31 protein-coding genes and 3 tRNA genes are annotated in these 26156 nt (G+C 57.7%); all 34 read right to left on the reverse strand.

Annotated features, from left to right (window positions below):
- Position 1: 1 nt before the first annotated feature.
- The 34 genes from rplR to PSEST_RS17605 all read right to left on the reverse strand — a co-directional run bounded on the left by rplR (position 2) and on the right by PSEST_RS17605 (position 26139).
- On the reverse strand, positions 2-352 hold the full coding sequence (gene rplR, locus PSEST_RS17440; RefSeq protein ID WP_003281822.1) for a 50S ribosomal protein L18: 351 nt from the start codon (positions 350-352) through the stop codon (positions 2-4).
- 10 nt (positions 353-362) lie between these two features.
- Positions 363-896, reverse strand: a complete 534-nt coding sequence (rplF, locus tag PSEST_RS17445; protein WP_014821628.1) for a 50S ribosomal protein L6 — start codon at positions 894-896, stop codon at positions 363-365.
- Between the two features lie 12 nt (positions 897-908).
- On the reverse strand, positions 909-1301 hold the full coding sequence (gene rpsH / locus PSEST_RS17450; protein ID WP_003293036.1) for a 30S ribosomal protein S8: 393 nt from the start codon (positions 1299-1301) through the stop codon (positions 909-911).
- Between the two features lie 179 nt (positions 1302-1480).
- Positions 1481-1786, reverse strand: a complete 306-nt coding sequence (gene rpsN, locus PSEST_RS17455; protein WP_015278287.1) for a 30S ribosomal protein S14 — start codon at positions 1784-1786, stop codon at positions 1481-1483.
- Positions 1787-1799: 13 nt separating this feature from the next.
- Positions 1800-2339: a 50S ribosomal protein L5 gene (gene rplE, locus PSEST_RS17460; RefSeq protein WP_015278288.1), complete on the reverse strand. Its 540-nt coding sequence runs from the start codon at positions 2337-2339 to the stop codon at positions 1800-1802.
- Positions 2340-2358: 19 nt separating this feature from the next.
- On the reverse strand, positions 2359-2673 hold the full coding sequence (gene rplX / locus PSEST_RS17465) for a 50S ribosomal protein L24 (protein ID WP_003304067.1): 315 nt from the start codon (positions 2671-2673) through the stop codon (positions 2359-2361).
- An 11-nt stretch (positions 2674-2684) separates the two neighbouring features.
- Positions 2685-3053, reverse strand: a complete 369-nt coding sequence (gene rplN / locus PSEST_RS17470) for a 50S ribosomal protein L14 (RefSeq protein WP_003281831.1) — start codon at positions 3051-3053, stop codon at positions 2685-2687.
- A 23-nt stretch (positions 3054-3076) separates the two neighbouring features.
- Entirely contained in the window at positions 3077-3343 is a 267-nt protein-coding gene (gene rpsQ, locus PSEST_RS17475) for a 30S ribosomal protein S17 (RefSeq protein WP_003293030.1), read from the reverse strand.
- A 2-nt stretch (positions 3344-3345) separates the two neighbouring features.
- Positions 3346-3537, reverse strand: a complete 192-nt coding sequence (gene rpmC, locus PSEST_RS17480; protein WP_003281834.1) for a 50S ribosomal protein L29 — start codon at positions 3535-3537, stop codon at positions 3346-3348.
- Positions 3537-3950 (reverse strand): 50S ribosomal protein L16, encoded by a 414-nt coding sequence (rplP, locus tag PSEST_RS17485; RefSeq protein ID WP_003281836.1) that lies wholly within the window; start codon positions 3948-3950, stop codon positions 3537-3539. The genes rpmC and rplP overlap by 1 nt, the downstream gene beginning before the upstream one ends.
- 12 nt (positions 3951-3962) lie before the next feature.
- Positions 3963-4649, reverse strand: coding sequence for a 30S ribosomal protein S3 (gene rpsC, locus PSEST_RS17490; RefSeq protein ID WP_003289210.1), 687 nt, complete (start codon positions 4647-4649; stop codon positions 3963-3965).
- Between the two features lie 13 nt (positions 4650-4662).
- Positions 4663-4995, reverse strand: a complete 333-nt coding sequence (rplV, locus tag PSEST_RS17495) for a 50S ribosomal protein L22 (protein WP_003103908.1) — start codon at positions 4993-4995, stop codon at positions 4663-4665.
- A gap of 13 nt (positions 4996-5008) precedes the next feature.
- Entirely contained in the window at positions 5009-5284 is a 276-nt protein-coding gene (rpsS, locus tag PSEST_RS17500) for a 30S ribosomal protein S19 (protein WP_003293029.1), read from the reverse strand.
- Between the two features lie 16 nt (positions 5285-5300).
- Positions 5301-6122 carry a 50S ribosomal protein L2 gene (rplB, locus tag PSEST_RS17505; protein WP_015278289.1) on the reverse strand — a complete coding sequence of 274 codons (822 nt, stop codon included), beginning with the start codon at positions 6120-6122 and terminating at the stop codon, positions 5301-5303.
- Between the two features lie 14 nt (positions 6123-6136).
- On the reverse strand, positions 6137-6436 hold the full coding sequence (rplW, locus tag PSEST_RS17510; protein ID WP_003281842.1) for a 50S ribosomal protein L23: 300 nt from the start codon (positions 6434-6436) through the stop codon (positions 6137-6139).
- Positions 6433-7035, reverse strand: coding sequence for a 50S ribosomal protein L4 (rplD, locus tag PSEST_RS17515; RefSeq protein WP_015278290.1), 603 nt, complete (start codon positions 7033-7035; stop codon positions 6433-6435). The genes rplW and rplD overlap by 4 nt, the downstream gene beginning before the upstream one ends.
- 12 nt (positions 7036-7047) lie before the next feature.
- Positions 7048-7683 (reverse strand): 50S ribosomal protein L3, encoded by a 636-nt coding sequence (gene rplC, locus PSEST_RS17520; RefSeq protein ID WP_003304073.1) that lies wholly within the window; start codon positions 7681-7683, stop codon positions 7048-7050.
- A gap of 82 nt (positions 7684-7765) precedes the next feature.
- A complete protein-coding gene (gene rpsJ, locus PSEST_RS17525) occupies positions 7766-8077 on the reverse strand; it encodes a 30S ribosomal protein S10 (protein WP_003186070.1) in 312 nt (103 codons plus the stop codon).
- A 150-nt stretch (positions 8078-8227) separates the two neighbouring features.
- Complete coding sequence (tuf, locus tag PSEST_RS17530) at positions 8228-9421, reverse strand: elongation factor Tu (RefSeq protein WP_015278291.1); 1194 nt, start codon at positions 9419-9421, stop codon at positions 8228-8230.
- Between the two features lie 30 nt (positions 9422-9451).
- On the reverse strand, positions 9452-11572 hold the full coding sequence (gene fusA / locus PSEST_RS17535) for an elongation factor G (RefSeq protein WP_015278292.1): 2121 nt from the start codon (positions 11570-11572) through the stop codon (positions 9452-9454).
- A gap of 30 nt (positions 11573-11602) precedes the next feature.
- Positions 11603-12073, reverse strand: coding sequence for a 30S ribosomal protein S7 (gene rpsG, locus PSEST_RS17540; RefSeq protein ID WP_003280834.1), 471 nt, complete (start codon positions 12071-12073; stop codon positions 11603-11605).
- Between the two features lie 98 nt (positions 12074-12171).
- A complete protein-coding gene (rpsL, locus tag PSEST_RS17545; RefSeq protein WP_003280832.1) occupies positions 12172-12543 on the reverse strand; it encodes a 30S ribosomal protein S12 in 372 nt (123 codons plus the stop codon).
- 139 nt (positions 12544-12682) lie between these two features.
- Positions 12683-16882 carry a DNA-directed RNA polymerase subunit beta' gene (rpoC, locus tag PSEST_RS17550; protein ID WP_015278293.1) on the reverse strand — a complete coding sequence of 1400 codons (4200 nt, stop codon included), beginning with the start codon at positions 16880-16882 and terminating at the stop codon, positions 12683-12685.
- Positions 16883-16947: 65 nt separating this feature from the next.
- Positions 16948-21018, reverse strand: a complete 4071-nt coding sequence (rpoB, locus tag PSEST_RS17555; protein ID WP_015278294.1) for a DNA-directed RNA polymerase subunit beta — start codon at positions 21016-21018, stop codon at positions 16948-16950.
- Positions 21019-21231: 213 nt separating this feature from the next.
- Positions 21232-21600, reverse strand: coding sequence for a 50S ribosomal protein L7/L12 (gene rplL, locus PSEST_RS17560; protein WP_015278295.1), 369 nt, complete (start codon positions 21598-21600; stop codon positions 21232-21234).
- 75 nt (positions 21601-21675) lie between these two features.
- Positions 21676-22176, reverse strand: coding sequence for a 50S ribosomal protein L10 (gene rplJ / locus PSEST_RS17565; protein ID WP_003280824.1), 501 nt, complete (start codon positions 22174-22176; stop codon positions 21676-21678).
- Positions 22177-22368: 192 nt separating this feature from the next.
- Positions 22369-23064 carry a 50S ribosomal protein L1 gene (rplA, locus tag PSEST_RS17570; RefSeq protein ID WP_015278296.1) on the reverse strand — a complete coding sequence of 232 codons (696 nt, stop codon included), beginning with the start codon at positions 23062-23064 and terminating at the stop codon, positions 22369-22371.
- Complete coding sequence (gene rplK / locus PSEST_RS17575) at positions 23064-23495, reverse strand: 50S ribosomal protein L11 (RefSeq protein ID WP_003280820.1); 432 nt, start codon at positions 23493-23495, stop codon at positions 23064-23066. Before rplK ends, rplA begins: the two co-directional genes overlap by 1 nt.
- A gap of 109 nt (positions 23496-23604) precedes the next feature.
- On the reverse strand, positions 23605-24138 hold the full coding sequence (gene nusG, locus PSEST_RS17580; RefSeq protein ID WP_015278297.1) for a transcription termination/antitermination protein NusG: 534 nt from the start codon (positions 24136-24138) through the stop codon (positions 23605-23607).
- Positions 24139-24147: 9 nt separating this feature from the next.
- Positions 24148-24516, reverse strand: a complete 369-nt coding sequence (gene secE / locus PSEST_RS17585; protein ID WP_015278298.1) for a preprotein translocase subunit SecE — start codon at positions 24514-24516, stop codon at positions 24148-24150.
- A gap of 42 nt (positions 24517-24558) precedes the next feature.
- Positions 24559-24634 (reverse strand) — tRNA-Trp (locus tag PSEST_RS17590).
- Between the two features lie 51 nt (positions 24635-24685).
- Positions 24686-25879 carry an elongation factor Tu gene (gene tuf / locus PSEST_RS17595; RefSeq protein WP_015278291.1) on the reverse strand — a complete coding sequence of 398 codons (1194 nt, stop codon included), beginning with the start codon at positions 25877-25879 and terminating at the stop codon, positions 24686-24688.
- An 84-nt stretch (positions 25880-25963) separates the two neighbouring features.
- A tRNA-Thr gene (locus tag PSEST_RS17600) sits at positions 25964-26039 on the reverse strand.
- A gap of 26 nt (positions 26040-26065) precedes the next feature.
- A tRNA-Gly gene (locus PSEST_RS17605) sits at positions 26066-26139 on the reverse strand.
- Positions 26140-26156: the final 17 nt, after the last annotated feature.

Raw genomic sequence — 26156 nt, forward strand, 5'->3', positions numbered from 1 at the left:
CTTAGAACTCCAGCCCGCCTTCACGAGCAGCATCAGCCAGTGCCTTCACACGACCGTGGTACTTGAAGCCAGAACGGTCGAATGCCACCTGAGTGACACCTGCGGCTTTCGCACGCTCAGCGACCAGCTGACCGACTTTCTTGGCAGCGTCGACGTTGCCGGTGGCAGCATCACGCAGTTCTTTGTCCAGAGTCGAGGCGCTGGCCAGGACCTTGCCGCCGTCGGCCGAAAGGACCTGGGCGTAGATGTGCTGGGAAGAGCGGTACACGCAAAGGCGTACGGTTTCCAGCTCGCGCATCTTCAGGCGTGCCTTGCGAGCGCGACGCAGACGAGTTTCTTTCTTTACGCTCATTTGCTATGCCCTACTTCTTCTTAGCTTCTTTGCGACGGACTACTTCATCCGAGTACCGCACGCCTTTGCCCTTGTAAGGCTCAGGACGACGGAAATCACGGATCTCAGCAGCCACCTGACCGACCAGTTGCTTGTCGACACCCTTGATCAGGATATCGGTCTGGCTGGGGGTCTCAGCGGTAACGCCTTGCGGCAGTTCATAATCCACCGGATGCGAGAAACCGAGAGCCAGGGACAGCACTTGACCTTTGGCTTGCGCCTTGTAACCAACACCAACCAGCTGGAGCTTACGCTCGAAGCCTTGGCTGACGCCGATCACCATGTTGTTGACCAGAGCACGAGTGGTGCCGGCCATAGCACGGGTCTGCTGATCGCCATTACGACCGGCGAAACGCAGCTCACCAGATTCCTGGATGACTTCCACGGACGGATGGACATTCAGTTCGAGAGCGCCTTTTGCGCCCTTCACCGAAAGCTGCTGACCGGACATCTTGATTTCGACGCCAGCAGGCAGCTTGACGGGGTTCTTAGCAACGCGAGACATGCTTATCCCCCCTTAGAACACAGTGCAAAGCACTTCGCCGCCAACGCCGGCAGCCCGAGCAGCTCGATCAGTCATCACACCCTTGTTGGTGGAGACGATCGACACACCCAAACCACCGCGCACTTTCGGCAACTGGTCAACGGATTTGTACTGGCGAAGGCCAGGACGGCTTACGCGCTTCAGCTCTTCGATGACCGGACGGCCTTCGAAATACTTCAGCTCGATGGACAGCTGCGGCTTGGCATCGCCACTGACCTGGTATCCCGCGATATAGCCTTCACCTTGAAGAACGTTGGCCACAGCCACCTTCAGCGTGGAAGACGGCATGCTTACGACGGACTTTTCGGCCATCTGGGCATTACGGATACGAGTTAGCATGTCCGCTAACGGGTCCTGCATACTCATGGGCTCTTAGCTCCTAATACAAAAAAATAAGCCTTAAACGGCTCGTGTCGCCAACGGGCAAGCCTACAAAATTCGAGGCTCAGGCGAGCCGGGCATTCTAGAGCGTTGCCATAAACGAATCAAGCCCCATATGGGGCTTGATCGAAAAACAAACAGGACCCGAAGGTCCTGTTAGCTTATTACCAGCTGGCCTTGACCAGTCCTGGTACGTCACCACGCATTGCAGCCTGACGCAGCATGTTGCGCGACAGACCAAACTTGCGGTAAACGCCATGCGGACGACCGGTCAGACGGCAGCGGTTCCGCAGGCGCGAAGCGCTTGCATCACGGGGCTGCTTCTGCAGTGCAACCTGAGCTTCCCAACGCGCTTCCGGAGTAGATTCCGGGCTGGCGATGATAGCCTTCAGTGCAGCACGCTTCTGGGCGAACTTGGCAACCGTTTGCTGACGCTTCAGCTCACGGTTCTTCATGCTTTGCTTAGCCATGTGCCTACTCCAATCAGTTACGGAACGGGAAGTTGAAGGCACGCAGTAGAGCGCGACCTTCTTCATCCGTCCGAGCAGTAGTGGTCAGAGTGATATCCAGACCACGCAGAGCATCGATCTTGTCGTAATCGATTTCCGGGAAAATGATCTGCTCTTTGACACCCATGCTGTAGTTGCCGCGACCATCAAAGGACTTGGCATTCAGGCCGCGGAAGTCACGCACGCGCGGCAGGGAGATCGAAAGCAGACGATCCAGGAACTCGTACATACGATCGCTACGCAGGGTGACCTTGACGCCAATCGGCCAGCCTTCGCGGACTTTGAAGCCTGCAATGGACTTGCGAGCGTGGGTCACTACAACTTTCTGACCGGTGATCTTTTCCAGATCGGCAACCGCGTTGTCGATGATCTTTTTGTCACCGATCGCTTCGCCGATACCCATGTTAAGGGTGATCTTGGTAATGCGCGGAACTTCCATCACGTTCTTGAGCTGAAGTTCTTCCATCAGCTTCGGCGCGATTTCCTTCCGATAAACTTCTTTTAGTCGTGCCATGGTTATCTACCTAGCAGTCTCAAGCGTCAACCGGCTTCTGGGTCGACTTGAAGACACGAATTTTCTTGCCTTCTTCAACCTTGAAGCCAACGCGGTCTGCCTTGTTGGTCTCGCCGTTGAAAATGGCGACGTTAGAGACGTGCAAAGGCGCCTCTTTCTCGACGATACCGCCCTGAACGCCGGACATCGGGTTCGGCTTGGTATGGCGCTTGACCAGGTTGATCCCGCCAACGACCAGACGGTCGTCAGCGAGAACCTTGAGCACCTTACCGCGCTTGCCCTTGTCTTTGCCGGCGATGACGATGATCTCGTCGTTGCGACGAATCTTTTGCATGCGGCTACTCCTTACAGCACTTCAGGGGCGAGCGAGACGATCTTCATGAACTTCTCGGTACGAAGCTCACGCGTCACTGGCCCAAAGATACGGGTGCCGATAGGCTCCTGCTTGTTGTTCAGCAGAACAGCAGCATTGCCATCGAAGCGAATGATTGAACCATCGGGACGACGAACGCCGTGACGAGTGCGAACCACAACAGCGGTCATCACCTGGCCTTTCTTGACCTTGCCACGAGGAATCGCTTCCTTCACGGTTACCTTGATAATATCGCCGATGCCGGCGTAACGGCGGTGGGAACCGCCGAGCACCTTGATACACATGACGCGACGAGCGCCACTGTTATCAGCCACATCGAGCATGGATTGAGTCTGAATCATATAATTTCTCCGACCCCTAGCCCTTAGACTTCGACGGCGCGTTCAACGACGTCAACCAGCATCCAGGACTTGGTCTTTGCCAGCGGACGAGTCTCGCGGATGGTGACCTTGTCGCCGATACGGCACTGGTTGGTTTCGTCGTGGGCGTGCAGTTTGGTCGAACGCTTCACGTATTTACCGTAGATCGGGTGCTTGACGCGACGCTCGATCAGAACGGTGATGGTCTTGTCCATCTTGTCGCTGACGACGCGGCCGGTCAGCGTGCGGACGGTTTTCTGAGCTTCAGCCATGATCACTTACCTGCCTGCTGGTTGAGCACAGTCTTGACACGAGCGATGTCGCGCTTGACTTGCGAGAGCAGGTGAGACTGCCCCAACTGGCCAGTCGCCTTCTGCATGCGCAGATTGAACTGGTCCCGCAGCAGCTCGAGCAGTTGCTCGTTCAGCTGCTCAACGGATTTTTCACGAAGTTCATTCGCTTTCATCACATCACCGTCCGCTTAACAAAGGAGGTGGCGAGCGGCAGCTTTGCAGCGGCCAAGGCGAAAGCCTCACGCGCCAGCTCTTCGGAAACACCCTCGATCTCGTAGAGCACCTTGCCCGGCTGAATCTGGGCTACCCAGTACTCGACGCTACCCTTACCTTTACCCATACGAACTTCGAGGGGCTTCTTGGTAACGGGCTTGTCGGGGAACACGCGGATCCAGATCTTGCCGCCACGCTTTACGTGACGAGTGAGCGCACGACGTGCAGCCTCGATCTGGCGCGCAGTCAGACGACCACGGGAAACAGACTTCAGCGCGAACTCGCCGAAGCTGACCTTGCTACCGCGCTGAGCCAGACCACGGTTGTGGCCGGTCATCTGCTTGCGGAATTTTGTACGCTTGGGTTGCAACATTTGGCGTACCCCTTACTTAGCAGCTTTTTTACGAGGAGCAGGCGCTTGAGGTTTGAGCTCTTCATGGCGACCACCAATCACTTCGCCCTTGAAGATCCACACCTTCACGCCGATCACACCGTAAGTGGTGTGCGCTTCGTAAGTGTTGTAATCGATATCGGCACGCAGGGTGTGCAGAGGCACACGACCTTCGCGATACCACTCGGTACGGGCAATTTCAGCCCCACCCAGACGACCACTGACCTGGATTTTGATGCCTTTGGCACCAATACGCATGGCGTTCTGCACGGCGCGCTTCATGGCACGACGGAACATTACGCGGCGCTCCAGCTGCTGAGCTACGCTCTGTGCAACCAGCATGGCGTCGAGCTCCGGCTTGCGGATCTCTTCGATGTTGATGTGCACCGGCACACCCATTTGCTTGGTCAGGTCCTGACGCAGCTTCTCAACATCCTCACCCTTCTTGCCGATCACGATGCCGGGACGAGCGGTGTGGATGGTGATGCGTGCGGTTTGAGCCGGGCGATGGATATCGATACGGCTTACGGACGCGCTTTTTAGTTTGTCTTGGAGGTACTCACGCACGTTCAGATCTGCAAGCAGATAGTCTGCATACGTACGGCCGTCTGCGTACCAGACGGAGGTGTGCTCCTTGACGATTCCCAGGCGAATGCCAGTGGGATGTACTTTCTGACCCATCTGATCGACTCCGTTACTTGTCCGCAACCTTGACAGTGATATGGCAAGACCGCTTGACGATGCGATCAGCGCGGCCTTTGGCACGCGGCATGATGCGCTTAAGCGAACGCCCCTCGTTGACGAAGACGGTGGAGACCTTCAGGTCGTCCACATCAGCGCCTTCGTTGTGCTCGGCGTTGGCAACGGCCGACTCCAGCACTTTCTTCATGATCTCGGCGGCTTTCTTGCTACTGAAAGCCAGGAGGTTGAGCGCTTCGCCCACCTTCTTCCCGCGGATCTGGTCGGCGACCAGGCGGGCTTTCTGGGCGGAGATGCGAGCGCCCGACAACTTAGCGGCTACTTCCATCTTTCCTTACCCCTTAGCGCTTGCCTTTCTTGTCCGCCACATGCCCGCGATAAGTGCGGGTAGCAGCGAACTCGCCGAGTTTATGACCGACCATGTCTTCGGACACGAGGACCGGGACATGCTGACGACCGTTATGTACAGCGATGGTCAGACCGACCATTTGCGGCAGGATCATCGAACGACGCGACCAGGTTTTAACCGGCTTGCGATCATTCTTTTCCACCGCCGCTTCGACCTTCTTCAGTAGGTGAAGATCGATAAAAGGACCTTTTTTCAGAGAACGCGGCACTGTCGTATCCCTCTAGTTACTTGCGACGACGGACGATCATGTTATCGGTGCGCTTGTTAGTGCGGGTCTTCGCGCCCTTAGTCGGGAAGCCCCATGGCGACACCGGATGACGACCACCGGAGGTACGACCTTCACCACCACCGTGTGGGTGATCGACCGGGTTCATCGCGACACCACGAACGGTAGGACGAATGCCCTTCCAGCGCTTGGAGCCAGCCTTGCCCAGCGAACGCAGGCTGTGCTCGGAGTTCGAGACTTCGCCCAGGGTCGCACGGCACTCGGCCAGCACTTTACGCATCTCGCCGGAGCGCAGACGCAGCGTCACGTAGGAACCCTCACGAGCGACCAGCTGAGCCGAAGCACCAGCAGAGCGAGCGATCTGAGCACCCTTGCCCGGCTTGAGCTCGACACCGTGAACGGTAGAACCCAGCGGGATGTTGCGCAGCGGCAGGCTGTTACCAGCCTTGATCGGAGCATTGACGCCCGAAACCAGCTGATCGCCAGCGCTTACGCCCTTCGGCGCGATGATGTAGCGACGCTCACCGTCGGCATACTTCAGCAGCGCGATGTGTGCAGTACGGTTCGGGTCGTATTCGATACGCTCAACGATGGCAGGAATGCCATCCTTGTTGCGACGAAAATCGACCAGACGATAGTGCTGCTTGTGACCACCACCAATATGGCGAGTGGTAATGCGACCGTTGTTGTTACGGCCACCAGTCTTCGACTTCTTCTCGAGCAGCGGTGCGTACGGAGCGCCTTTATGCAGCTCCTGATTGACCACCTTGACCACAAAACGGCGGCCCGCGGAAGTCGGTTTGCATTTAACGATTGCCATGATGCACCCCTTCCTTACTCAGCACTGCCGGAGAAATCGAGATCCTGGCCCGGCTGAAGAGCGATATACGCCTTCTTCCAGTCGTTGCGCTTGCCCAAACCGCGAGCGGTACGCTTGGTCTTGCCCTGAACGTTCAGGGTGTTGACGGCGGCGACCTTCACGTCGAACAGGCTTTCAACAGCCTTCTTGATTTCCAGCTTGGTTGCGTCGGTCGCAACCTTGAAAACGAATTGCTTCTTGCTGTCAGCCAGCACGGTAGCCTTCTCAGAGACGTGCGGACCAAGCAGGACTTTGAATACGCGTTCCTGGTTCATCCCAGCAGCTCCTCGAATTTCTTCACAGCCGACACGGTGATCAACACCTTGTCATAGGCGATCAGGCTGACCGGATCGGAACCCTGGACATCGCGTACATCGACATGCGGCAGATTGCGCGCAGCGAGGTACAGGTTCTGATCTACAGCATCGGAAACGATCAGCACGTCGTTCAGACCCATGTCATTGAGCTTGCTAGCAAGCACCTTGGTCTTCGGGGCGTCGACGGCGAAATCTTCTACGACTACCAGACGCTCGGAGCGAACCAGCTCAGCAAGAATGGAGCGCAACGCAGCGCGATACATCTTCTTGTTCAGCTTCTGCTCATGGTTCTGCGGACGAGCGGCAAAAGTCACACCACCGCCACGCCAGATCGGACCACGACTGGTACCAGCACGAGCGCGACCGGTGCCCTTCTGGCGCCACGGACGCTTGCCACCACCAGACACATCGGAACGGGTTTTCTGCTGCTTGCTACCCTGACGACCGCCAGCCATGTAGGCGACGACAGCCTGGTGCACCAGCGTCTCGTTGAACTCACCACCAAAGGTGCGATCGGAGACTTCGATGGCCTGTGCGCCATTTACATTCAATTGCATGTGAACTCCCCCTTAACCGCGAGCCTTGGCGGCCGGACGCACGAGCACGTCACCACCAGTGGCGCCGGGCACTGCGCCCTTCACCAAAAGCAGGTTCCGCTCAGCATCGACACGCACGATTTCCAGAGACTGCACGGTTACGCGCTCGGCGCCCATGTGCCCGGACATCTTCTTGCCCTTGAATACACGACCTGGAGTCTGGCACTGACCGATAGAGCCCGGGACGCGGTGGGATACGGAGTTACCGTGGGTATTGTCCTGACCACGGAAATTCCAGCGCTTGATGGTACCGGCAAAGCCTTTACCCTTGGACTGACCGGTGACATCCACCATCTGTCCAGCCTGGAAAATCTCAGCATTGATCTGGTCACCAACCTGGAACTCCTCGCCATCAAGGCGGAATTCCCAGACGCCACGACCTGCAGCTACATTCGCCTTGGCGAAGTGACCGGCCTGAGCCTTGGTAACACGGGACGCGCGACGCTCACCAACAGTGACTTGCACTGCACGATAGCCATCGCTCTCTTCATTCTTGAACTGAGTGACGCGATTCGGCTCGATCTCGATGACCGTAACCGGAATAGAGACACCATCCTCGGTGAAAACGCGGGTCATACCGCATTTGCGACCGACTACACCAATAGTCATTTTGAAACCTCTTGAGTGTACGGGGCTTTCACCCGCTATGGCCGCCCATTTCAGAGCGTTACACGACTAAAACTCTCAGGTTTTAGCCGAGGCTGATCTGCACTTCCACACCAGCCGCAAGATCGAGCTTCATCAGCGCGTCGACGGTTTTGTCCGTCGGCTGAACGATGTCCAGCACACGCTTGTGGGTTCGAATTTCATACTGATCGCGCGCGTCTTTATTGACGTGCGGAGAAACCAGCACAGTGAACCGCTCTTTGCGGGTTGGCAGCGGAATCGGACCACGCACCTGAGCACCAGTACGTTTCGCGGTTTCCACGATTTCCTGGGTTGATTGATCGATCAGGCGATGGTCAAAAGCCTTCAACCGAATACGGATTTGTTGGTTTTGCATTTTGACCTCAGACTCCAAGTAGCCACCCTACCAGGCGCAATACCCCCGGTAAAAGGAGGCGCAATTGTACGGATGGGCCCATAGGGTGTCAATAAATGATCAACAATAGAAAAAGGCCCCCGAAGGGGCCTTCCTCATCATCGACAAATATTACTCGACGATCTTGGCAACCACGCCAGCACCAACGGTACGACCACCTTCGCGAATCGCGAAGCGCAGGCCGTCTTCCATGGCGATCGGCTTGATCAGGGTAACAACCATTTTCACGTTGTCGCCCGGCATTACCATCTCAACGCCTTCCGGCAGCTCGCACGAACCGGTAACGTCAGTGGTACGGAAGTAGAACTGCGGACGGTAGCCCTTGAAGAACGGAGTGTGACGACCACCTTCTTCCTTGGACAGAACGTACACTTCAGCTTCGAACTTGGTGTGCGGCTTGATGGTGCCCGGCTTAGCCAGAACCTGGCCACGCTCGACGTCATCACGCTTGGTGCCACGCAGCAGCACGCCGCAGTTCTCACCCGCACGACCTTCGTCGAGCAGCTTGCGGAACATCTCGACACCGGTACAGGTGGTCTTGGTGGTGTCACGCAGACCAACGATCTCGATTTCTTCCTGGATCTTGACGATGCCGCGCTCCACACGACCGGTAACCACGGTACCGCGGCCGGAGATGGAGAACACGTCTTCGATCGGCATCAGGAACGGCTTGTCGATGGCACGAACCGGCTCAGGGATGTAGGTATCCAGAGTCTCGACCAGCTTCTTGACGGCAGTGGTGCCCATCTCGTTGTCGTCTTGACCGTTCAGAGCCATCAGCGCGGAGCCGATGATGATCGGAGTATCGTCGCCCGGGAAATCGTAGGTGCTGAGCAGATCACGCACTTCCATTTCCACCAGCTCGAGCAGCTCGGCGTCGTCAACCATGTCGGCCTTGTTCAGGAACACGACGATGTACGGAACACCTACCTGACGGGACAGCAGGATGTGCTCGCGAGTCTGCGGCATGGGGCCGTCAGCAGCCGAGCAAACCAGGATCGCGCCGTCCATCTGGGCAGCACCGGTGATCATGTTCTTCACATAGTCAGCGTGACCCGGGCAATCAACGTGCGCGTAGTGACGAATGTTGGAGTCGTACTCTACGTGAGCGGTGTTGATGGTAATACCGCGAGCCTTCTCTTCCGGGGCGCTATCGATCTTGTCGAAGTCGACACGAGCGGAACCGAATACCTCGGAGCACACGCGAGTCAGAGCAGCCGTCAGAGTGGTCTTGCCATGGTCGACGTGACCAATGGTGCCGACGTTGACGTGCGGTTTGTTACGTTCGAATTTTTCCTTAGCCACGACAGTAAACCTCTTACTTAAAGGGCTGAATCAACCTTGTTTTTTAACGAGTGTTTCGACGATATTCGCCGGAGCCTCAGCGTATTTGGAGAATTCCACGGAGTAGCTCGCGCGACCCTGAGACATGGAACGGACGTCGGTCGCATAACCGAACATCTCTCCGAGCGGAACCTCGGCACGGATAACCTTGCCGGATACCGAGTCTTCCATACCCTGGATCAGACCGCGACGACGGTTCAGGTCACCCATCACGTCGCCCATGTAGTCTTCAGGGGTCACTACTTCGACCTTCATGATCGGCTCAAGCACCTTGCCGCCGCCCTTGCTGGCCAGCTGCTTGGTAGCCATGGAAGCCGCTACCTTGAACGCCATCTCGTTGGAGTCGACGTCGTGGTAGGAACCATCGAATACGGTAGCCTTCAGGCCGATCAGCGGATAGCCGGCAACGACGCCGTTCTTCATCTGCTCTTCGATGCCTTTCTGGATCGCCGGGATATATTCCTTCGGAACCACACCACCGACCACCTCGTTGGTGAATACCAGACCTTCGGTGATATTGCCCTTCTCGTCCACATCCGGAGTGGAGAAACGAATCCAGCAATGACCGAACTGACCGCGACCACCAGACTGACGGACGAACTTACCTTCGATCTCGACGTTGTCCTTGGTAATGGTTTCGCGATAGGAAACCTGCGGCTTGCCAATATTCGCCTCGACGTTGAATTCGCGACGCATACGATCGACAAGAATGTCGAGGTGCAACTCGCCCATACCCGAGATGATGGTCTGACCGGTTTCTTCGTCGGTCTGAACACGGAACGACGGATCTTCCTGAGCCAACTTACCCAGGGCAATACCCATCTTCTCTTGGTCAGCCTTGGTTTTCGGCTCCACAGCAACCGAAATCACAGGCTCCGGGAAGTCCATACGCTCGAGAATGATCGGCTTCTCGATCGAGCACAGGGTGTCACCAGTGGTGACGTCCTTCATGCCGATCAGAGCGGCGATATCACCCGCGCGACATTCCTTGATTTCTTCACGCTGGTTGGCGTGCATCTGCACCATCCGACCCACGCGCTCTTTCTTGCCCTTGACCGAGTTGATCACCGAGTCACCGGAAGACAGAACGCCCGAATAAACACGAGTGAAGGTCAGCGTACCCACGAATGGGTCGGTGGCGATCTTGAATGCCAGCGCAGAGAAAGGCTCGTCGTCGCGCGCATGACGCTCGTCGACCTGCTCTTCGTTGTCCGGATTGACACCCTGAATCGGCGGAATCTCGGTCGGCGCAGGCAGGAAGTCGATGACGGCGTCGAGAACCAGGGGCACGCCCTTGTTCTTGAAGGACGAGCCACAGACAGCCGGAACGATTTCGCAGGCAATGGTGCGCTGACGCAGACCAGCCTTGATTTCGTCAACGGTGAGCTCACCGCCCTCGAGATACTTGTTCATCAGCTCTTCGTTGGCCTCGGCCGCAGCCTCGATCATGTTGGAGCGATACTCTTCAGCCAGATCCATCAGCTCTGCCGGAATCTCTTCCTCGCGATAGCTGGTGCCCTTGTCTTCATCGTTCCAGTAGATGGCCTTCATCTTGATCAGATCGATCTGACCTTCGAAGTTCTCTTCGGAGCCGATAGCAAGCTGGACCGGGACCGGGGTGTGACCCAGTCGCTGCTTGATCTGACCAACTACGCGCAGGAAGTTGGCTCCCTGGCGGTCCATCTTGTTCACGTAGACGATACGCGGAACACCGTACTTGTTGGCCTGACGCCATACGGTCTCGGACTGCGGCTCAACGCCGGAAGTACCGCAGAATACAACCACAGCACCATCGAGAACGCGAAGCGAGCGCTCCACCTCAATGGTGAAGTCAACGTGCCCGGGAGTATCGATGACGTTGACGCGATAGTTGTCGTACTGACCGCGCGAACCCTGCCAGAAGGTTGTTACAGCAGCAGAGGTAATGGTAATACCACGCTCCTGCTCCTGAACCATCCAGTCGGTAGTCGCTGCGCCGTCGTGCACTTCACCCATCTTATGGCTGAGGCCGGTGTAGAACAGAATCCGCTCCGTCGTGGTGGTCTTGCCCGCGTCGACGTGGGCACAGATACCGATGTTACGGTAGCGGTTGATAGGGGTAGTACGGGCCACAATAAGGTCCTCGTAAAAGTTGCGCTTGATTTAGAAGCGGTAGTGCGAGAAGGCCTTGTTGGCTTCAGCCATACGGTGCACGTCTTCACGCTTCTTGACTGCAGCGCCTTTACCTTCAAAAGCATCCATCAGCTCGCCAGCAAGGCGCAGCGCCATGGATTTCTCGCCACGCTTGCGCGCAGCGTCTACCAGCCAGCGCATGGCCAGGGCATTGCGACGGGAAGGACGAACTTCGACCGGAACCTGGTAGGTAGCACCGCCAACACGGCGGGATTTAACTTCGACCAGCGGAGCGATGGCATCGAGTGCTTTTTCGAAGATTTCCAGGGGATCGCTGTTCTTGCGCTCCTTCACCTTGTCCAGTGCGCCATAAACAATACGCTCGGCAACGGCTTTCTTGCCGCTCTCCATCACGTGGTTCATGAACTTGGCCAGGATCAGACTTCCGTACTTCGGATCGTCAAGGATCTCGCGCTTGGCTGCTACACGACGTCTTGGCATTGATAAGCCCTCAAACGGTCTTCAGGTTAGCTCGGAACGGTAACTTTCAAGTCACGCCCGACCTTACTCTTATCGACTCAAATAAATAGAAATACTGCTTATTTCGGGCGCTTGGCGCCGTACTTGGAACGACCCTGCTTACGGTCTTTAACGCCGGAAGTATCCAGCGAACCGCGCACAGTGTGGTAGCGCACACCCGGAAGGTCTTTTACACGACCGCCACGGATCAGCACTACGCTGTGCTCTTGCAGGTTGTGGCCTTCACCGCCGATGTACGAGGCGACTTCATAGCCGTTGGTCAGGCGAACGCGGCACACTTTACGCAGTGCAGAGTTCGGTTTCTTCGGCGTGGTGGTGTACACACGAGTGCACACGCCACGACGTTGCGGGCAGTTTTGCAGCGCAGGGACGTCGCTTTTCTCGACGACCCGCTTACGCGGCTGACGTACCAGCTGGTTGATAGTTGCCATCTACTAGCTCCACTGTTGTCTTTCGACACAAACGAAAAATGGCAGGGCACGAAGCCCCGCCAAATTAGGGGTACGAGAGTCTAAAGAGCTTCTCGCCCACCGTCAAGGCGGACCCCGGCTCGCCGCCGGGGCCGCGCACTTAGTTACCGCTGGAGTTCAGCGCCTCGGTCAGAGCCGCTTCGACTTCATCGGCGCTTACGCGAACCGGCTTGTCAGCATCACGCTTGCGCTTGCGCTCGCTGTGATAGGCCAAGCCAGTACCAGCCGGGATCAGGCGACCCACGACCACGTTCTCCTTCAGGCCACGCAGGTAGTCGCGCTTGCCAGTCACGGCCGCCTCGGTCAGTACGCGCGTGGTCTCCTGGAAGGAGGCGGCTGAAATGAACGACTCGGTCGACAGCGAAGCCTTGGTGATACCCAGCAGGACGCGCACGTACTTGGCGACGAACTTGTCCTCTTCGCTCAGGCGCTCGTTCTCCTCCAGCACCTGAGTCAGCTCCATCTGGTCACCCTTGATGAAGCTGGAATCGCCCGACTCGGTGATTTCAACCTTGCGCAGCATCTGACGCAGAATGGTCTCGATGTGCTTGTCGTTGATCTTCACGCCCTGCAGGCGGTACACGTCCTGGATCTCGTTGACGATGTACTTGGCCAGCGCGCTGACACCCAGCAGACGCAGGATATCGTGCGGATTGCTCGGACCGTCGGAGATCACTTCACCCTTGTTTACCTGCTCGCCTTCGAAAACGTTCAGATGGCGCCACTTCGGGATCAGCTCTTCGTACGGATCGCTACCGTCGGTCGGAGTGATGACCAGGCGACGCTTGCCCTTGGTTTCCTTGCCGAAGGAAATCGTACCGCTGATTTCCGCCAGGATGGATGGCTCCTTCGGACGACGCGCCTCGAACAGGTCGGCAACGCGCGGCAGACCACCGGTAATGTCGCGGGTCTTCGAGGTTTCCTGCGGGATACGTGCGATAACGTCACCCACATTGATCTCGGCACCGTCAGCCACACCCACCAGAGCGTTAGCCGGCAGGAAGTACTGGGCCGGCACGTCGGTGCCCGGCAGCAGCAATTCCTTGCCATTGGCGTCGACCATCTTGATCGCCGGACGGATGTCCTTGCCCGATGCCGGACGGTCCTTAGGATCCATCACCTCGATGTTGGTCAGGCCGGTGAGTTCATCGGTCTGGCGCTTGATGGTGATGTTCTCTTCCATGCCGACGAAGGTCACGACACCCTTCATCTCGGTGACGATCGGGTGAGTGTGCGGATCCCACTTGGCCACCACAGCACCAGCATCAACCTTGTCGCCTTCCTTCACGGAAATGACCGCACCGTACGGCAGCTTGTAGCGCTCGCGCTCACGACCGAAATCGTCCGCAACCGCCAGCTCACCGGAACGTGAAACCGCGACCAGCGCGCCATCGGCACGTTCGACGTGCTTCAGGTTGTGCAGGCGAATGGTACCGCCGTTCTTGACCATGACGTTGTCGACAGCCGACGTCCGGCTCGCCGCACCACCAATGTGGAAGGTACGCATGGTCAGCTGGGTACCCGGCTCACCGATCGACTGCGCAGCGATTACACCTACTGCTTCACCAATGTTGACCTGATGCCCACGGGCCAGATCACGGCCGTAGCACTTGGCGCAGATACCGTAGCGGGTTTCACAGGAAATCGGCGAACGCACGACCACTTCGTCGATGCTGTTCAGCTCGATGAAGTCGACCCACTGCTCATCAACCAGCGTACCGGCAGGCACGAGCACATCGTCTGTGCCAGGCTTGAGTACGTCACGCGCGATCACGCGGCCGAGGACGCGCTCACCCAGGGGCTCGACCACGTCGCCACCCTCGATGTGCGGGGTCATGAACAGACCCTGCTCGGTGCCGCAATCGACCTCGGTGACCACCAGATCCTGCGCGACGTCGACCAGACGACGGGTCAGGTAACCGGAGTTCGCGGTTTTCAGTGCGGTATCCGCCAGACCCTTACGAGCACCGTGCGTGGAGATGAAGTACTGGAGTACGTTCAGACCTTCACGGAAGTTCGCAGTGATCGGCGTTTCGATGATCGAGCCATCCGGCTTGGCCATCAGGCCGCGCATACCGGCCAGCTGGCGAATCTGCGCAGCCGAACCCCGCGCACCCGAGTCAGCCATCATGTACATCGAGTTGAACGAATCCTGCTCGGCTTCCTTACCATCGCGATCAATGACCTTCTCTTTGGAGAGGTTGGCCATCATCGCCTTGGAAACTTCGTCGTTGGCCTTGGACCAGAGGTCGATCACCTTGTTGTACTTCTCGCCCTGAGTTACCAGGCCCGACGCGTACTGGCTTTCGATCTCCTTAACTTCCTCGGTTGCCGCATCGATGATGCGTGCTTTCTCATCCGGAATGACGAAGTCATTCACGCCGATGGAAACGCCGGAGATAGTCGAGTAGGCGAAACCGGTGTACATCAGCTGGTCGGCGAAGATCACAGTGTCCTTCAGACCAACAGTGCGGTAGCACAGGTTGATCAGCTTGGAGATTGCCTTCTTCTTCATCGGCTGGTTGACGACGTCGTAGGCCATGCCGTCCGGGACGATCTGGAACAGCAGCGCGCGGCCAACGGTGGTGTCGACGATGCGGGTGTTCTTGGTGATGCTGCCGTCGCGATCCTTGATCACTTCGTTGATGCGCACCTTCACCCGGGCGTGCAGCGAGGCTTCGCCGGCGCGGAATACGCGGTCGACTTCCTGCAGGTCAGCGAACACGCGACCCTCGCCCTTCGCGTTGATGGCTTCACGGGTCATGTAGTAGAGACCCAGAACCACGTCCTGCGACGGCACAATGATCGGCTCGCCGTTGGCTGGCGACAGGATGTTGTTGGTCGACATCATCAGCGCGCGCGCTTCCAGCTGGGCTTCCAGCGTCAGCGGCACGTGCACGGCCATCTGGTCACCGTCGAAGTCGGCGTTGTACGCAGCACAGACCAGCGGGTGCAGCTGAATCGCCTTGCCTTCGATGAGCACCGGCTCGAATGCCTGGATACCCAGACGGTGCAGAGTCGGCGCGCGGTTGAGCAGCACGGGATGCTCGCGAATCACTTCGGCGAGAACGTCCCAGACCTCGGGCAGCTCGCGCTCGACCATTTTCTTGGCCGCCTTGATGGTGGTGGCCATGCCGCGCATTTCCAGCTTGCCGAAAATGAACGGCTTAAACAGCTCGAGGGCCATCTTCTTCGGCAGACCGCACTGGTGCAGACGCAGGGTCGGGCCCACGGTGATGACGGAACGACCGGAGTAGTCCACGCGCTTACCGAGCAGGTTCTGACGGAAGCGACCCTGCTTGCCCTTGATCATGTCGGCCAGGGACTTCAGCGGGCGCTTGTTCGAACCGGTGATGGCACGACCACGACGGCCGTTGTCCAGCAGTGCATCGACGGCCTCTTGCAGCATGCGCTTTTCGTTGCGCACGATGATGTCCGGCGCCGACAGGTCGAGCAGGCGCTTCAGACGGTTGTTACGGTTGATCACGCGGCGATACAGATCATTGAGATCCGAAGTCGCGAAGCGACCGCCATCCAGCGGAACCAACGGACGCAGATCCGGCGGCAGTACCGGTAGCACGGTGAGGATCATCCACTCCGGCAGGTTGCCCGAGCCATAGAAGGCTTCCATCAGCTTCAGACGCTTGGAGAGCTTCTTGATCTTGGTTTCGGAGTTGGTCTGCGGGATTTCCTCGCGCAGACGACCGATTTCGTGCTCCAGATCGATCTGGATCAGCAGCTCGCGCACGGCCTCGGCACCCATGCGGGCGTCGAAGTCGTCACCGAACTCTTCCAGCGCTTCGAAGTACTGCTCGTCATTCAGCAGCTGACCCTTTTCCAGGGTGGTCATGCCCGGATCGATAACGACGTAGCTCTCGAAATAGAGCACGCGCTCGATGTCACGCAGGGTCATGTCCAGCAGCAGGCCGATGCGGGACGGCAGCGATTTCAGGAACCAAATGTGGGCGACCGGCGAAGCCAGCTCGATGTGCGCCATGCGCTCGCGACGCACTTTGGCCAGTGCGACTTCAACACCACACTTCTCGCAGATCACGCCGCGATGCTTGAGGCGCTTGTACTTGCCGCACAGGCACTCGTAGTCCTTTACCGGGCCAAAGATCTTGGCGCAGAACAGGCCGTCACGCTCTGGCTTGAACGTACGGTAGTTGATGGTTTCCGGCTTCTTTACTTCACCGAAGGACCAGGAACGGATCATCTCGGGCGAAGCCAGGGCAATCTTGATGGCATCGAACTCTTCGATTTGACCCTGGTTTTTCAACAGATTCAGCAAGTCTTTCAAGGCCTTTCCTCCTCACGGACCTGCGGCAACCGGCTAGTGCCGGATGCCGCGCAGGCGGTGCGTGGTTATTCGGTTTCCAGATCGATATCGATACCGAGCGAGCGGATTTCTTTGATCAACACGTTGAAGGATTCCGGCATGCCGGCCTCCATGCGGTGATCGCCGTCCACGATGTTCTTGTACATCTTGGTCCGCCCGTTCACGTCGTCCGACTTGACCGTGAGCATTTCCTGCAGGGTGTACGCGGCGCCATAGGCTTCCAGTGCCCAGACCTCCATCTCCCCGAAGCGCTGACCACCGAACTGCGCCTTACCACCCAGCGGCTGCTGGGTAACCAGGCTGTAGGAACCGGTGGAACGCGCGTGCATCTTGTCGTCGACCAGGTGGTTCAGCTTGAGCATGTACATGTAGCCGACAGTGGTGGTGCGCTCGAACTTGTTACCGGTGCGCCCATCGAACAGCTGCATCTGACCGCTTTCCGGCAGATCGGCCAGTTTGAGCATGGCCTTGATCTCGCGCTCCTTGGCTCCGTCGAATACCGGAGTAGCCATCGGAACGCCCTTACGCAGGTTGTTCGCCAGGTCCAGGACTTCCTGATCGCTCAGGTCGTCCAGGCTTTCCTGACGACCGCCGATCTCGTTATAGATCTCGTGCAGGAACTTGCGCAGCTCGGCAACCTTGCGCTGCTCTTCCAGCATCAGGTTGATCTTCTCACCCAGACCCTTGGCCGCAAGACCCAGGTGGGTTTCGAGGATCTGACCGACGTTCATACGCGACGGCACACCCAGCGGGTTGAGCACGATGTCGACCGGCGTACCGTTGGCATCATGCGGCATGTCTTCGACCGGCATGATCACCGAGACGACACCCTTGTTACCGTGACGACCGGCCATCTTGTCGCCCGGCTGGATGCGACGCTTGATCGCCAGGTAAACCTTGACGATCTTCAGTACGCCAGGCGCCAGATCATCGCCTTGCTGCAGCTTGCGCTTCTTGTCTTCGAACTTGTCGTCGAGCAGCTGACGGCGGTCGGACAGGTAAGCCTGGGCCTTCTCCAACTGCTCGTTCAGTGCGTCTTCGGCCATGCGCAGCTTGAACCACTGCCCATGCTCCAGACCGTCGAGGATCTCGTCGGTGATTACCGCGCCTTTCTTCAGGCCAGCACCGCCCTCGGCAGTCGCGCCCACCAGAGCCGAGCGCAGACGCTCGAAAGTCGCGCCTTCGACAATGCGGAACTCTTCGTTGAGGTCCTTGCGAATCTCGTCGAGCTGCATCTTCTCGATCGCCAGCGCACGAGAGTCACGCTCGACGCCGTCACGGATGAACACCTGCACGTCGATAACGGTGCCCTTGGTGCCAGTCGGCACCCGCAGCGAGGTGTCCTTAACATCGGACGCCTTCTCACCAAAGATCGCACGCAGCAGCTTTTCTTCCGGAGTCAGCTGGGTCTCACCTTTCGGGGTGACCTTGCCGACCAGGATATCGCCCGGGCCGACTTCGGCACCGACGTAGACGATGCCCGCTTCGTCCAGCTTGTTCAGCGCAGCCTCACCCACGTTGGGGATGTCCGCGGTGATTTCCTCTGGGCCAAGCTTGGTGTCACGCGACACACAGGTCAGCTCTTGGATATGGATAGTGGTGAAACGGTCTTCCTGAACCACACGCTCCGAGAGGAGGATGGAGTCTTCGAAGTTGTAACCGTTCCAGGGCATGAACGCGACGCGCATGTTCTGCCCGAGCGCCAGCTCACCCATATCGGTGGACGGACCATCAGCCATGATGTCGCCGCGCTCCACCACGTCACCCTTGCGAACCAGCGGACGCTGGTTGATGCAGGTGTTCTGGTTGGAACGGGTGTACTTGGTCAGGTTGTAGATGTCGACACCCGCTTCGCCGGTCTCGACCTCAGCATCATGGACGCGCACGACCACGCGGCTGGCGTCGACCGAATCGATCACACCGCCACGACGAGCAACCACGCAGACGCCGGAGTCGCGCGCCACGTTGCGCTCCATGCCGGTACCGACGAGAGGCTTGTCCGAACGCAGGGTCGGCACGGCCTGACGCTGCATGTTCGAACCCATCAGGGCGCGGTTGGCGTCGTCGTGCTCAAGGAACGGAATCAGCGAGGCAGCGACAGAGACGACCTGTTTTGGCGACACGTCCATCAGGGTTACGTCTTCCGGCGCCTTGACGGTGAACTCATTCAGGTGACGCACGGCAACCAGTTCGTCGACCAGTTTGCGGCCGTCCAGCTTGGCGCTGGCCTGGGCGATCACGTGGTCAGCTTCCTCGATTGCCGAGAGGAAGACGATCTCATCGGTAACTTCGCCTTCCTTGACCACACGATACGGGCTTTCCAGGAAGCCGTACTGGTTGGTGCGGGCATAAGCGGCCAGCGAGTTGATCAGGCCGATGTTCGGACCTTCCGGCGTTTCGATCGGGCACACGCGGCCGTAGTGGGTCGGGTGTACGTCACGAACTTCGAAGCCGGCACGCTCACGGGTCAGACCACCCGGGCCAAGAGCTGAAACACGGCGCTTGTGAGTGATCTCGGAGAGCGGGTTGTTCTGGTCCATGAACTGCGAGAGCTGGCTGGAACCGAAGAACTCCTTCACCGCCGCCGCAACCGGCTTGGCGTTGATCAGATCTTGCGGCATCAGGCCTTCGCTTTCGGCCATCGACAGTCGCTCTTTGACCGCACGCTCAACACGTACCAGGCCAACACGGAACTGATTCTCGGCCATCTCGCCGACACAACGGACACGGCGGTTACCCAGGTGATCGATGTCGTCGACAATGCCTTTGCCGTTACGGATATCGACCAGCGTCTTGAGGACCGCAACGATGTCTTCGCGGCTCAGCACACCGGAACCTTCGATCTCGGTGCGACCGATACGACGGTTGAACTTCATCCGACCGACTGCAGACAGGTCGTAACGCTCCGAGGCGAAGAACAGGTTATTGAACAGCGTCTCTGCTGCATCCTTGGTTGGCGGCTCGCCAGGACGCATCATCCGGTAGATCTCCACCAGAGCTTCGAGCTGGTTGGTGGTCGAATCGATCTTCAGCGTGTCGGAAATGAACGGACCACAATCGATGTCGTTGGTGTACAGGGTCTCGAAGCGGACAACCTGCGCCTTGACGATCTTCGCCATGACATCGACGGTCAACTCGGTGTTGCACTCGGCAATGATTTCGCCGGTGGCCGGATGCACGATCGCCTTGGCAACGGTGCGGCCCAGCACGTAGTCCATCGGCATCTCGAGCTCTTTGATGCCGGACTTGTCGAGCTGATTGATGTGGCGAGCGGTGATACGGCGACCTTGTTCGACGATGACCTTGCCGTTTTCGTCCTTGATATCGAAACTGGCGATTTCACCACGCAGACGCTGCGGCACCAATTCCAGCGAAAGGGTCTCGCCCTTCACATGGAAGACATTGGTGTCGTAGAAGGCATCCAGGATCTCTTCGGTGCTGTAATTCAGCGCACGCAAAAGCACCGATGCCGGCAGCTTGCGACGACGGTCGATACGAACGAAGACGGCGTCCTTCGGATCGAACTCGAAGTCCAGCCAAGAGCCACGGTAAGGAATGATGCGCGCCGAGTACAGCAGCTTGCCGGAGCTGTGAGTCTTGCCGCGGTCGTGGTCGAAGAATACGCCTGGCGAGCGGTGCAGCTGGGAAACGATGACGCGCTCGGTACCGTTGATGATAAAGGTACCGTTCTCGGTCATCAGGGGGATCTCCCCCATGTAAACTTCCTGTTCCTTGATGTCCTTGATGGCCTTGTTCGACGATTCTTTGTCGAAAATGATCAGGCGCACTTTTACACGCAGCGGGACAGCAAATGTCACGCCGCGCAGGACACATTCCTTGACATCGAAAGCCGGCTCACCAAGGCGATAGCCGACGTATTCCAGCGCTGCATTGCCGGAATAGCTAATGATCGGGAAAACGGATTTGAAGGCTGCATGCAAGCCAATGTCGCGGAACTGATCTTTGGTCGCTCCCGCCTGCAGGAATTCGCGATACGAATCCAGCTGGATGGCCAAAAGATACGGCACGTCCATCACGTGCGGTAACTTGCTAAAGTCCTTGCGGATACGTTTTTTCTCAGTGTATGAGTAAGCCATCAGCGTTCCCCAGCTTGGTCACCTGCTTGTTGGCTTCTCCCGACGGGAGCAGCCAGAAAATCTTGCGAATCCCTTGATTCGCACCACCCTGAGGTGGCTTTCCGAGGAACAGCCAGCGTGGCTGGCTTTCCATAACGGAAAAAGGCCGGTGGCAAGAGCCACCAGCCATCAGCCTTTCGCGAGTCGCTCGGGCTGTAGACGCAAGGTCGTCGCTTACTTGAGCTCGACTTTGGCGCCTGCTTCTTCCAGAACCTTCTTGGCAGCTTCGGCTTCTTCCTTCGAAACGCCTTCCTTGACCACGCCCGGGGCGCCGTCAACGACAGCCTTGGCTTCTTTCAGGCCCAGACCGGTCAGCTCGCGAACTGCCTTGATCACGTTGACCTTCTTCTCGCCAGCTTCGGCCAGAACGATGGTGAACTCGGTTTGCTCTTCGACAGCAGCGGCAGCCGGGCCGGCAGCGGCTACGGTAGCAGCAGCAGCGGTAACGCCGAACTTCTCTTCCATTGCCTTGATCAGTTCAACAACCTGCATCACGGACATTTCGGAAACGGCGTTGATGATGTCTTCGTTGGTCAGAGCCATGACTCTAGTTCCTGTATTTAGGTGACGGCCTGCGGCCATCTAATTCAAAAAGTGATTGCGAAAGTAGCCAACCGCTTAAGCAGCAGCAGCTTCTTTCTGGTCGCGAACGGCCGCCAATGTACGAGCCAGCTTGCTGGTAGCGCCTTGGATAACGCTCATCAGCTGAGAAATGGCTTCGTCGTAAGTCGGCAGAGTTGCCAGCACGTCGATCTGATTGGCTGCGAGGAACTGACCCTCGAACGCAGCGGCCTTGATCTCGAACTTGTCCTGACCCTTGGAGAACTCCTTGAAGATACGAGCAGCAGCGCCCGGATGTTCATTGGAGAACGCAATCAGGGTCGGGCCTTTGAACACGTCGTTGAGCACTTCGAACTGAGTGCCATCAACAGCGCGGCGCAGCAGGGTATTACGTACAACGCGCACGTAAACGCCAGCTTCGCGGGCCTCTTTACGGAGTCCGGTCATGGCCCCCACGGTCACGCCACGGGCATCAGCCACGACAGCGGACAGGGCAGCTTTGGCAGCCTCGTTGACTTCAGCGACGATGGCCTTCTTGTCTTCGAGTTTGATTGCCACGGGTTACACTCCTGGATGTTACCGGTTCATCCGGTCGAAACCGGACGGGATTTGGTGTCTGATTCGGTACGAATCGGGAGCACCTCTGCGTAGGCTTTTGGTTTAAGGCTTGCGCCGCCTACGGTCTTGGATAGCCCCCGCCAGGCAGGGACCCCAATCTTTCAAACGCCCCGCGAGCGGGGCGCTGCTGTCTTACGCTTCCAGGGAAGCCTGATCAATGACCAGTCCCGGACCCATAGTGGTGCTCAGGGTCACGCGCTTGACGTAAATACCTTTTGAAGTGGAAGGCTTCAGACGCTTCAGATCCGAGAGCAACGCTTCAACGTTCTGCTTCAGCTGACCAGCTTCGAAACCAACCTTGCCCACAGAGGTGTGGATAATGCCGTTCTTGTCAGTACGGAAACGTACTTGACCGGCCTTAGCGTTCTTGACCGCAGTAGCAACGTCCGGAGTCACGGTACCGACCTTCGGGTTCGGCATCAGGCCGCGCGGACCGAGAATCTGACCCAACTGACCGACCACGCGCATGGCATCCGGGGACGCGATCACTACGTCGTAATTCAGATCGCCGCCTTTCATTTCAGCAGCCAGCTCGTCCATGCCAACACGATCAGCACCAGCGGCCAGAGCGGCTTCGGCGCCTGGACCTTGGGTGAACACGGCAACGCGGACAGTCTTGCCAGTACCGTTCGGCAGAACGGTGGCACCGCGAACAACCTGGTCTGATTTGCGCGGATCCACACCAAGGTTGATCGCGATATCGAACGACTCGGTGAACTTGACTGCAGAGACTTCCGCCAGCAATTTGGCAGCGTCTTCGAAAGCATACTGTTTGCCGGTCTCGATCTTCTCGGCGATAGCCTTCTGGCGCTTGGTCAACTTAGCCATTACACACCCTCCACATTCAGGCCCATGCTGCGAGCCGAACCTGCGATGGTTCGTACGGCAGCTTCCATTTCGGCAGCAGTCAGATCAGCCTGCTTGGTTTTGGCGATCTCTTCCAACTGTGCACGAGTAACGGTGCCGACCTTCTGGGTGTTGGGACGAGCGGAACCGCTGGTGATTCCAGCAGCCTTCTTAAGCAGCACCGCAGCCGGAGTACTCTTGGTTTCAAAAGTGAAGCTGCGATCGCTGTAAACGGTAATGATCACGGGAGTCGGCAGACCTGGCTCCTGGCCCTGGGTCCGAGCATTAAATGCCTTGCAGAATTCCATGATGTTCACGCCATGCTGACCCAGAGCAGGACCAACGGGCGGCGACGGGTTAGCCTGACCGGCCTTTACCTGAAGCTTGATGTAAGCTTGAATCTTCTTAGCCATAGTTACTCCGTTACGGGTTATAACGCCTTGCGGCTCCCCATTGCTGATTTATCCCGATGACGACAAAACCCCGCAGCCTTTAGCTGCGGGGTCGGGATGCTTCGTCCAGTTAAACCTTTTCGACCTGACTGAACTCCAACTCTACCGGCGTAGAGCGGCCGAAGATCAGGACCGCGACTTGGATCCGACTCTTCTCGTAATTGACTTCTTCAACCACACCATTGAAGTCTGCGAACGGACCATCCGCCACACGCACCACCTCACCCGGCTCGAAGAGCGTCTTAGGCTTCGGCTTATCACTTCCGTCAGCAACGCGACGCAGGATAGCTTCTGCTTCTTTATCGGTAATGGGCGCCGGCTTGTCCGCCGTACCACCAATGAAGCCCATTACACGAGGCGTATCCTTGACGAGGTGCCAAGTACCCTCGTTCATTTCCATCTGGACGAGAACGTAGCCAGGAAAGAACTTGCGCTCACTCTTGCGCTTCTGCCCATTACGCATCTCGACCACTTCTTCGGTCGGAACAAGAATCTCACCGAACTCATCTTCCATGCCGGCAAGCTTGACGCGCTCAACCAGGGAGCGCATGACGTGCTTCTCGTAACCCGAGTAAGCATGCACAACATACCAACGCTTAGCCACGAGACACCCTTAACCAACAACCATGGAAACCAACCAGCCGAGAAGGGAATCAAGCCCCCACAACAGCAGCGCCATCACAAGCACCACAACGACAACGATCAACGTAGTCTGAGTGGTCTCCTGACGGGTCGGCCAAACGACCTTGCGAATCTCGCCGCGCGCCTCTTTCAGCAGCACCGCGAAAGATCGACCCTTGGAGGTCTGCAACGCGACAAACGCAGCAACCACACCAATTGCCAGAACCGCAAGGACACGATAAAGAATCGGCTCAGCGGAGTAATATTGGTTACCGACAACGGCAACCACCACCAAAGCAGCCACAACAAACCACTTCACCAGATCGAAGCGCGCGTCATTGGCTTCAGCTTTGATATTCATCTGCTAGAACCTTGTAAAGACTGCCAATTTCGTTATTGAAAATGGCAGGCCAGGAGGGAATCGAACCCCCAACCTGCGGTTTTGGAGACCGCCGCTCTGCCAATTGAGCTACTGGCCTAGAAAGAGTCAGGCCGACTATTATGCCGACCTGCTTCAAACAGATCAATCGTTATTCGACGATCTTGGCAACCACGCCAGCACCAACGGTACGACCACCTTCGCGAATCGCGAAGCGCAGGCCGTCTTCCATGGCGATCGGCTTGATCAGGGTAACAACCATTTTCACGTTGTCGCCCGGCATTACCATCTCAACGCCTTCCGGCAGCTCGCACGAACCGGTAACGTCAGTGGTACGGAAGTAGAACTGCGGACGGTAGCCCTTGAAGAACGGAGTGTGACGACCACCTTCTTCCTTGGACAGAACGTACACTTCAGCTTCGAACTTGGTGTGCGGCTTGATGGTGCCCGGCTTAGCCAGAACCTGGCCACGCTCGACGTCATCACGCTTGGTGCCACGCAGCAGCACGCCGCAGTTCTCACCCGCACGACCTTCGTCGAGCAGCTTGCGGAACATCTCGACACCGGTACAGGTGGTCTTGGTGGTGTCACGCAGACCAACGATCTCGATTTCTTCCTGGATCTTGACGATGCCGCGCTCCACACGACCGGTAACCACGGTACCGCGGCCGGAGATGGAGAACACGTCTTCGATCGGCATCAGGAACGGCTTGTCGATGGCACGAACCGGCTCAGGGATGTAGGTATCCAGAGTCTCGACCAGCTTCTTGACGGCAGTGGTGCCCATCTCGTTGTCGTCTTGACCGTTCAGAGCCATCAGCGCGGAGCCGATGATGATCGGAGTATCGTCGCCCGGGAAATCGTAGGTGCTGAGCAGATCACGCACTTCCATTTCCACCAGCTCGAGCAGCTCGGCGTCGTCAACCATGTCGGCCTTGTTCAGGAACACGACGATGTACGGAACACCTACCTGACGGGACAGCAGGATGTGCTCGCGAGTCTGCGGCATGGGGCCGTCAGCAGCCGAGCAAACCAGGATCGCGCCGTCCATCTGGGCAGCACCGGTGATCATGTTCTTCACATAGTCAGCGTGACCCGGGCAATCAACGTGCGCGTAGTGACGAATGTTGGAGTCGTACTCTACGTGAGCGGTGTTGATGGTAATACCGCGAGCCTTCTCTTCCGGGGCGCTATCGATCTTGTCGAAGTCGACACGAGCGGAACCGAATACCTCGGAGCACACGCGAGTCAGAGCAGCCGTCAGAGTGGTCTTGCCATGGTCGACGTGACCAATGGTGCCGACGTTGACGTGCGGTTTGTTACGTTCGAACTTTTCTTTAGCCATCGAGACCGTCTCCCATCGTTGAATTGAGCTAGTCACGCCACCATTAAAACAAAGGCAGATATTTACATATCTGCCTTTGGGGTTTGGAGCTCATGAGCGGATTTGAACCGCTGACCTCACCCTTACCAAGGGTGTGCTCTACCAACTGAGCTACATGAGCGAAGCATATTTCGTAACCATCGAAGCTGGAGCGGGTAGCGGGAATCGAACCCGCATCATCAGCTTGGAAGGCTGAGGTTCTACCACTAAACTATACCCGCGAACGCCGAAGCTTACG

It is taken from the genome of Stutzerimonas stutzeri RCH2 (assembly GCF_000327065.1).
GTDB lineage: Bacteria > Pseudomonadota > Gammaproteobacteria > Pseudomonadales > Pseudomonadaceae > Stutzerimonas > Stutzerimonas stutzeri_AE.

What these genes read in the sequence shown, in the direction of transcription:
- rplR (WP_003281822.1), bottom strand. Translation starts at nt 352, where the DNA reads ATGAGCGTAAAGAAAGAAACTCGTCTGCGTCGCGCTCGCAAGGCACGC.
- rplF (WP_014821628.1), bottom strand. Translation starts at nt 896, where the DNA reads ATGTCTCGCGTTGCTAAGAACCCCGTCAAGCTGCCTGCTGGCGTCGAA.
- rpsH (WP_003293036.1), bottom strand. Translation starts at nt 1,301, where the DNA reads ATGAGTATGCAGGACCCGTTAGCGGACATGCTAACTCGTATCCGTAAT.
- rpsN (WP_015278287.1), bottom strand. Translation starts at nt 1,786, where the DNA reads ATGGCTAAGCAAAGCATGAAGAACCGTGAGCTGAAGCGTCAGCAAACG.
- rplE (WP_015278288.1), bottom strand. Translation starts at nt 2,339, where the DNA reads ATGGCACGACTAAAAGAAGTTTATCGGAAGGAAATCGCGCCGAAGCTG.
- rplX (WP_003304067.1), bottom strand. Translation starts at nt 2,673, where the DNA reads ATGCAAAAGATTCGTCGCAACGACGAGATCATCGTCATCGCCGGCAAA.
- rplN (WP_003281831.1), bottom strand. Translation starts at nt 3,053, where the DNA reads ATGATTCAGACTCAATCCATGCTCGATGTGGCTGATAACAGTGGCGCT.
- rpsQ (WP_003293030.1), bottom strand. Translation starts at nt 3,343, where the DNA reads ATGGCTGAAGCTCAGAAAACCGTCCGCACGCTGACCGGCCGCGTCGTC.
- rpmC (WP_003281834.1), bottom strand. Translation starts at nt 3,537, where the DNA reads ATGAAAGCGAATGAACTTCGTGAAAAATCCGTTGAGCAGCTGAACGAG.
- rplP (WP_003281836.1), bottom strand. Translation starts at nt 3,950, where the DNA reads ATGTTGCAACCCAAGCGTACAAAATTCCGCAAGCAGATGACCGGCCAC.
- rpsC (WP_003289210.1), bottom strand. Translation starts at nt 4,649, where the DNA reads ATGGGTCAGAAAGTACATCCCACTGGCATTCGCCTGGGAATCGTCAAG.
- rplV (WP_003103908.1), bottom strand. Translation starts at nt 4,995, where the DNA reads ATGGAAGTAGCCGCTAAGTTGTCGGGCGCTCGCATCTCCGCCCAGAAA.
- rplB (WP_015278289.1), bottom strand. Translation starts at nt 6,122, where the DNA reads ATGGCAATCGTTAAATGCAAACCGACTTCCGCGGGCCGCCGTTTTGTG.
- rplW (WP_003281842.1), bottom strand. Translation starts at nt 6,436, where the DNA reads ATGAACCAGGAACGCGTATTCAAAGTCCTGCTTGGTCCGCACGTCTCT.
- rplD (WP_015278290.1), bottom strand. Translation starts at nt 7,035, where the DNA reads ATGCAATTGAATGTAAATGGCGCACAGGCCATCGAAGTCTCCGATCGC.
- rplC (WP_003304073.1), bottom strand. Translation starts at nt 7,683, where the DNA reads ATGACTATTGGTGTAGTCGGTCGCAAATGCGGTATGACCCGCGTTTTC.
- rpsJ (WP_003186070.1), bottom strand. Translation starts at nt 8,077, where the DNA reads ATGCAAAACCAACAAATCCGTATTCGGTTGAAGGCTTTTGACCATCGC.
- rpsG (WP_003280834.1), bottom strand. Translation starts at nt 12,073, where the DNA reads ATGCCAAGACGTCGTGTAGCAGCCAAGCGCGAGATCCTTGACGATCCG.
- rpsL (WP_003280832.1), bottom strand. Translation starts at nt 12,543, where the DNA reads ATGGCAACTATCAACCAGCTGGTACGTCAGCCGCGTAAGCGGGTCGTC.
- rpoB (WP_015278294.1), bottom strand. Translation starts at nt 21,018, where the DNA reads ATGGCTTACTCATACACTGAGAAAAAACGTATCCGCAAGGACTTTAGC.
- rplL (WP_015278295.1), bottom strand. Translation starts at nt 21,600, where the DNA reads ATGGCTCTGACCAACGAAGACATCATCAACGCCGTTTCCGAAATGTCC.
- rplA (WP_015278296.1), bottom strand. Translation starts at nt 23,064, where the DNA reads ATGGCTAAGTTGACCAAGCGCCAGAAGGCTATCGCCGAGAAGATCGAG.
- rplK (WP_003280820.1), bottom strand. Translation starts at nt 23,495, where the DNA reads ATGGCTAAGAAGATTCAAGCTTACATCAAGCTTCAGGTAAAGGCCGGT.
- secE (WP_015278298.1), bottom strand. Translation starts at nt 24,516, where the DNA reads ATGAATATCAAAGCTGAAGCCAATGACGCGCGCTTCGATCTGGTGAAG.
- tuf (WP_015278291.1), bottom strand. Translation starts at nt 25,879, where the DNA reads ATGGCTAAAGAAAAGTTCGAACGTAACAAACCGCACGTCAACGTCGGC.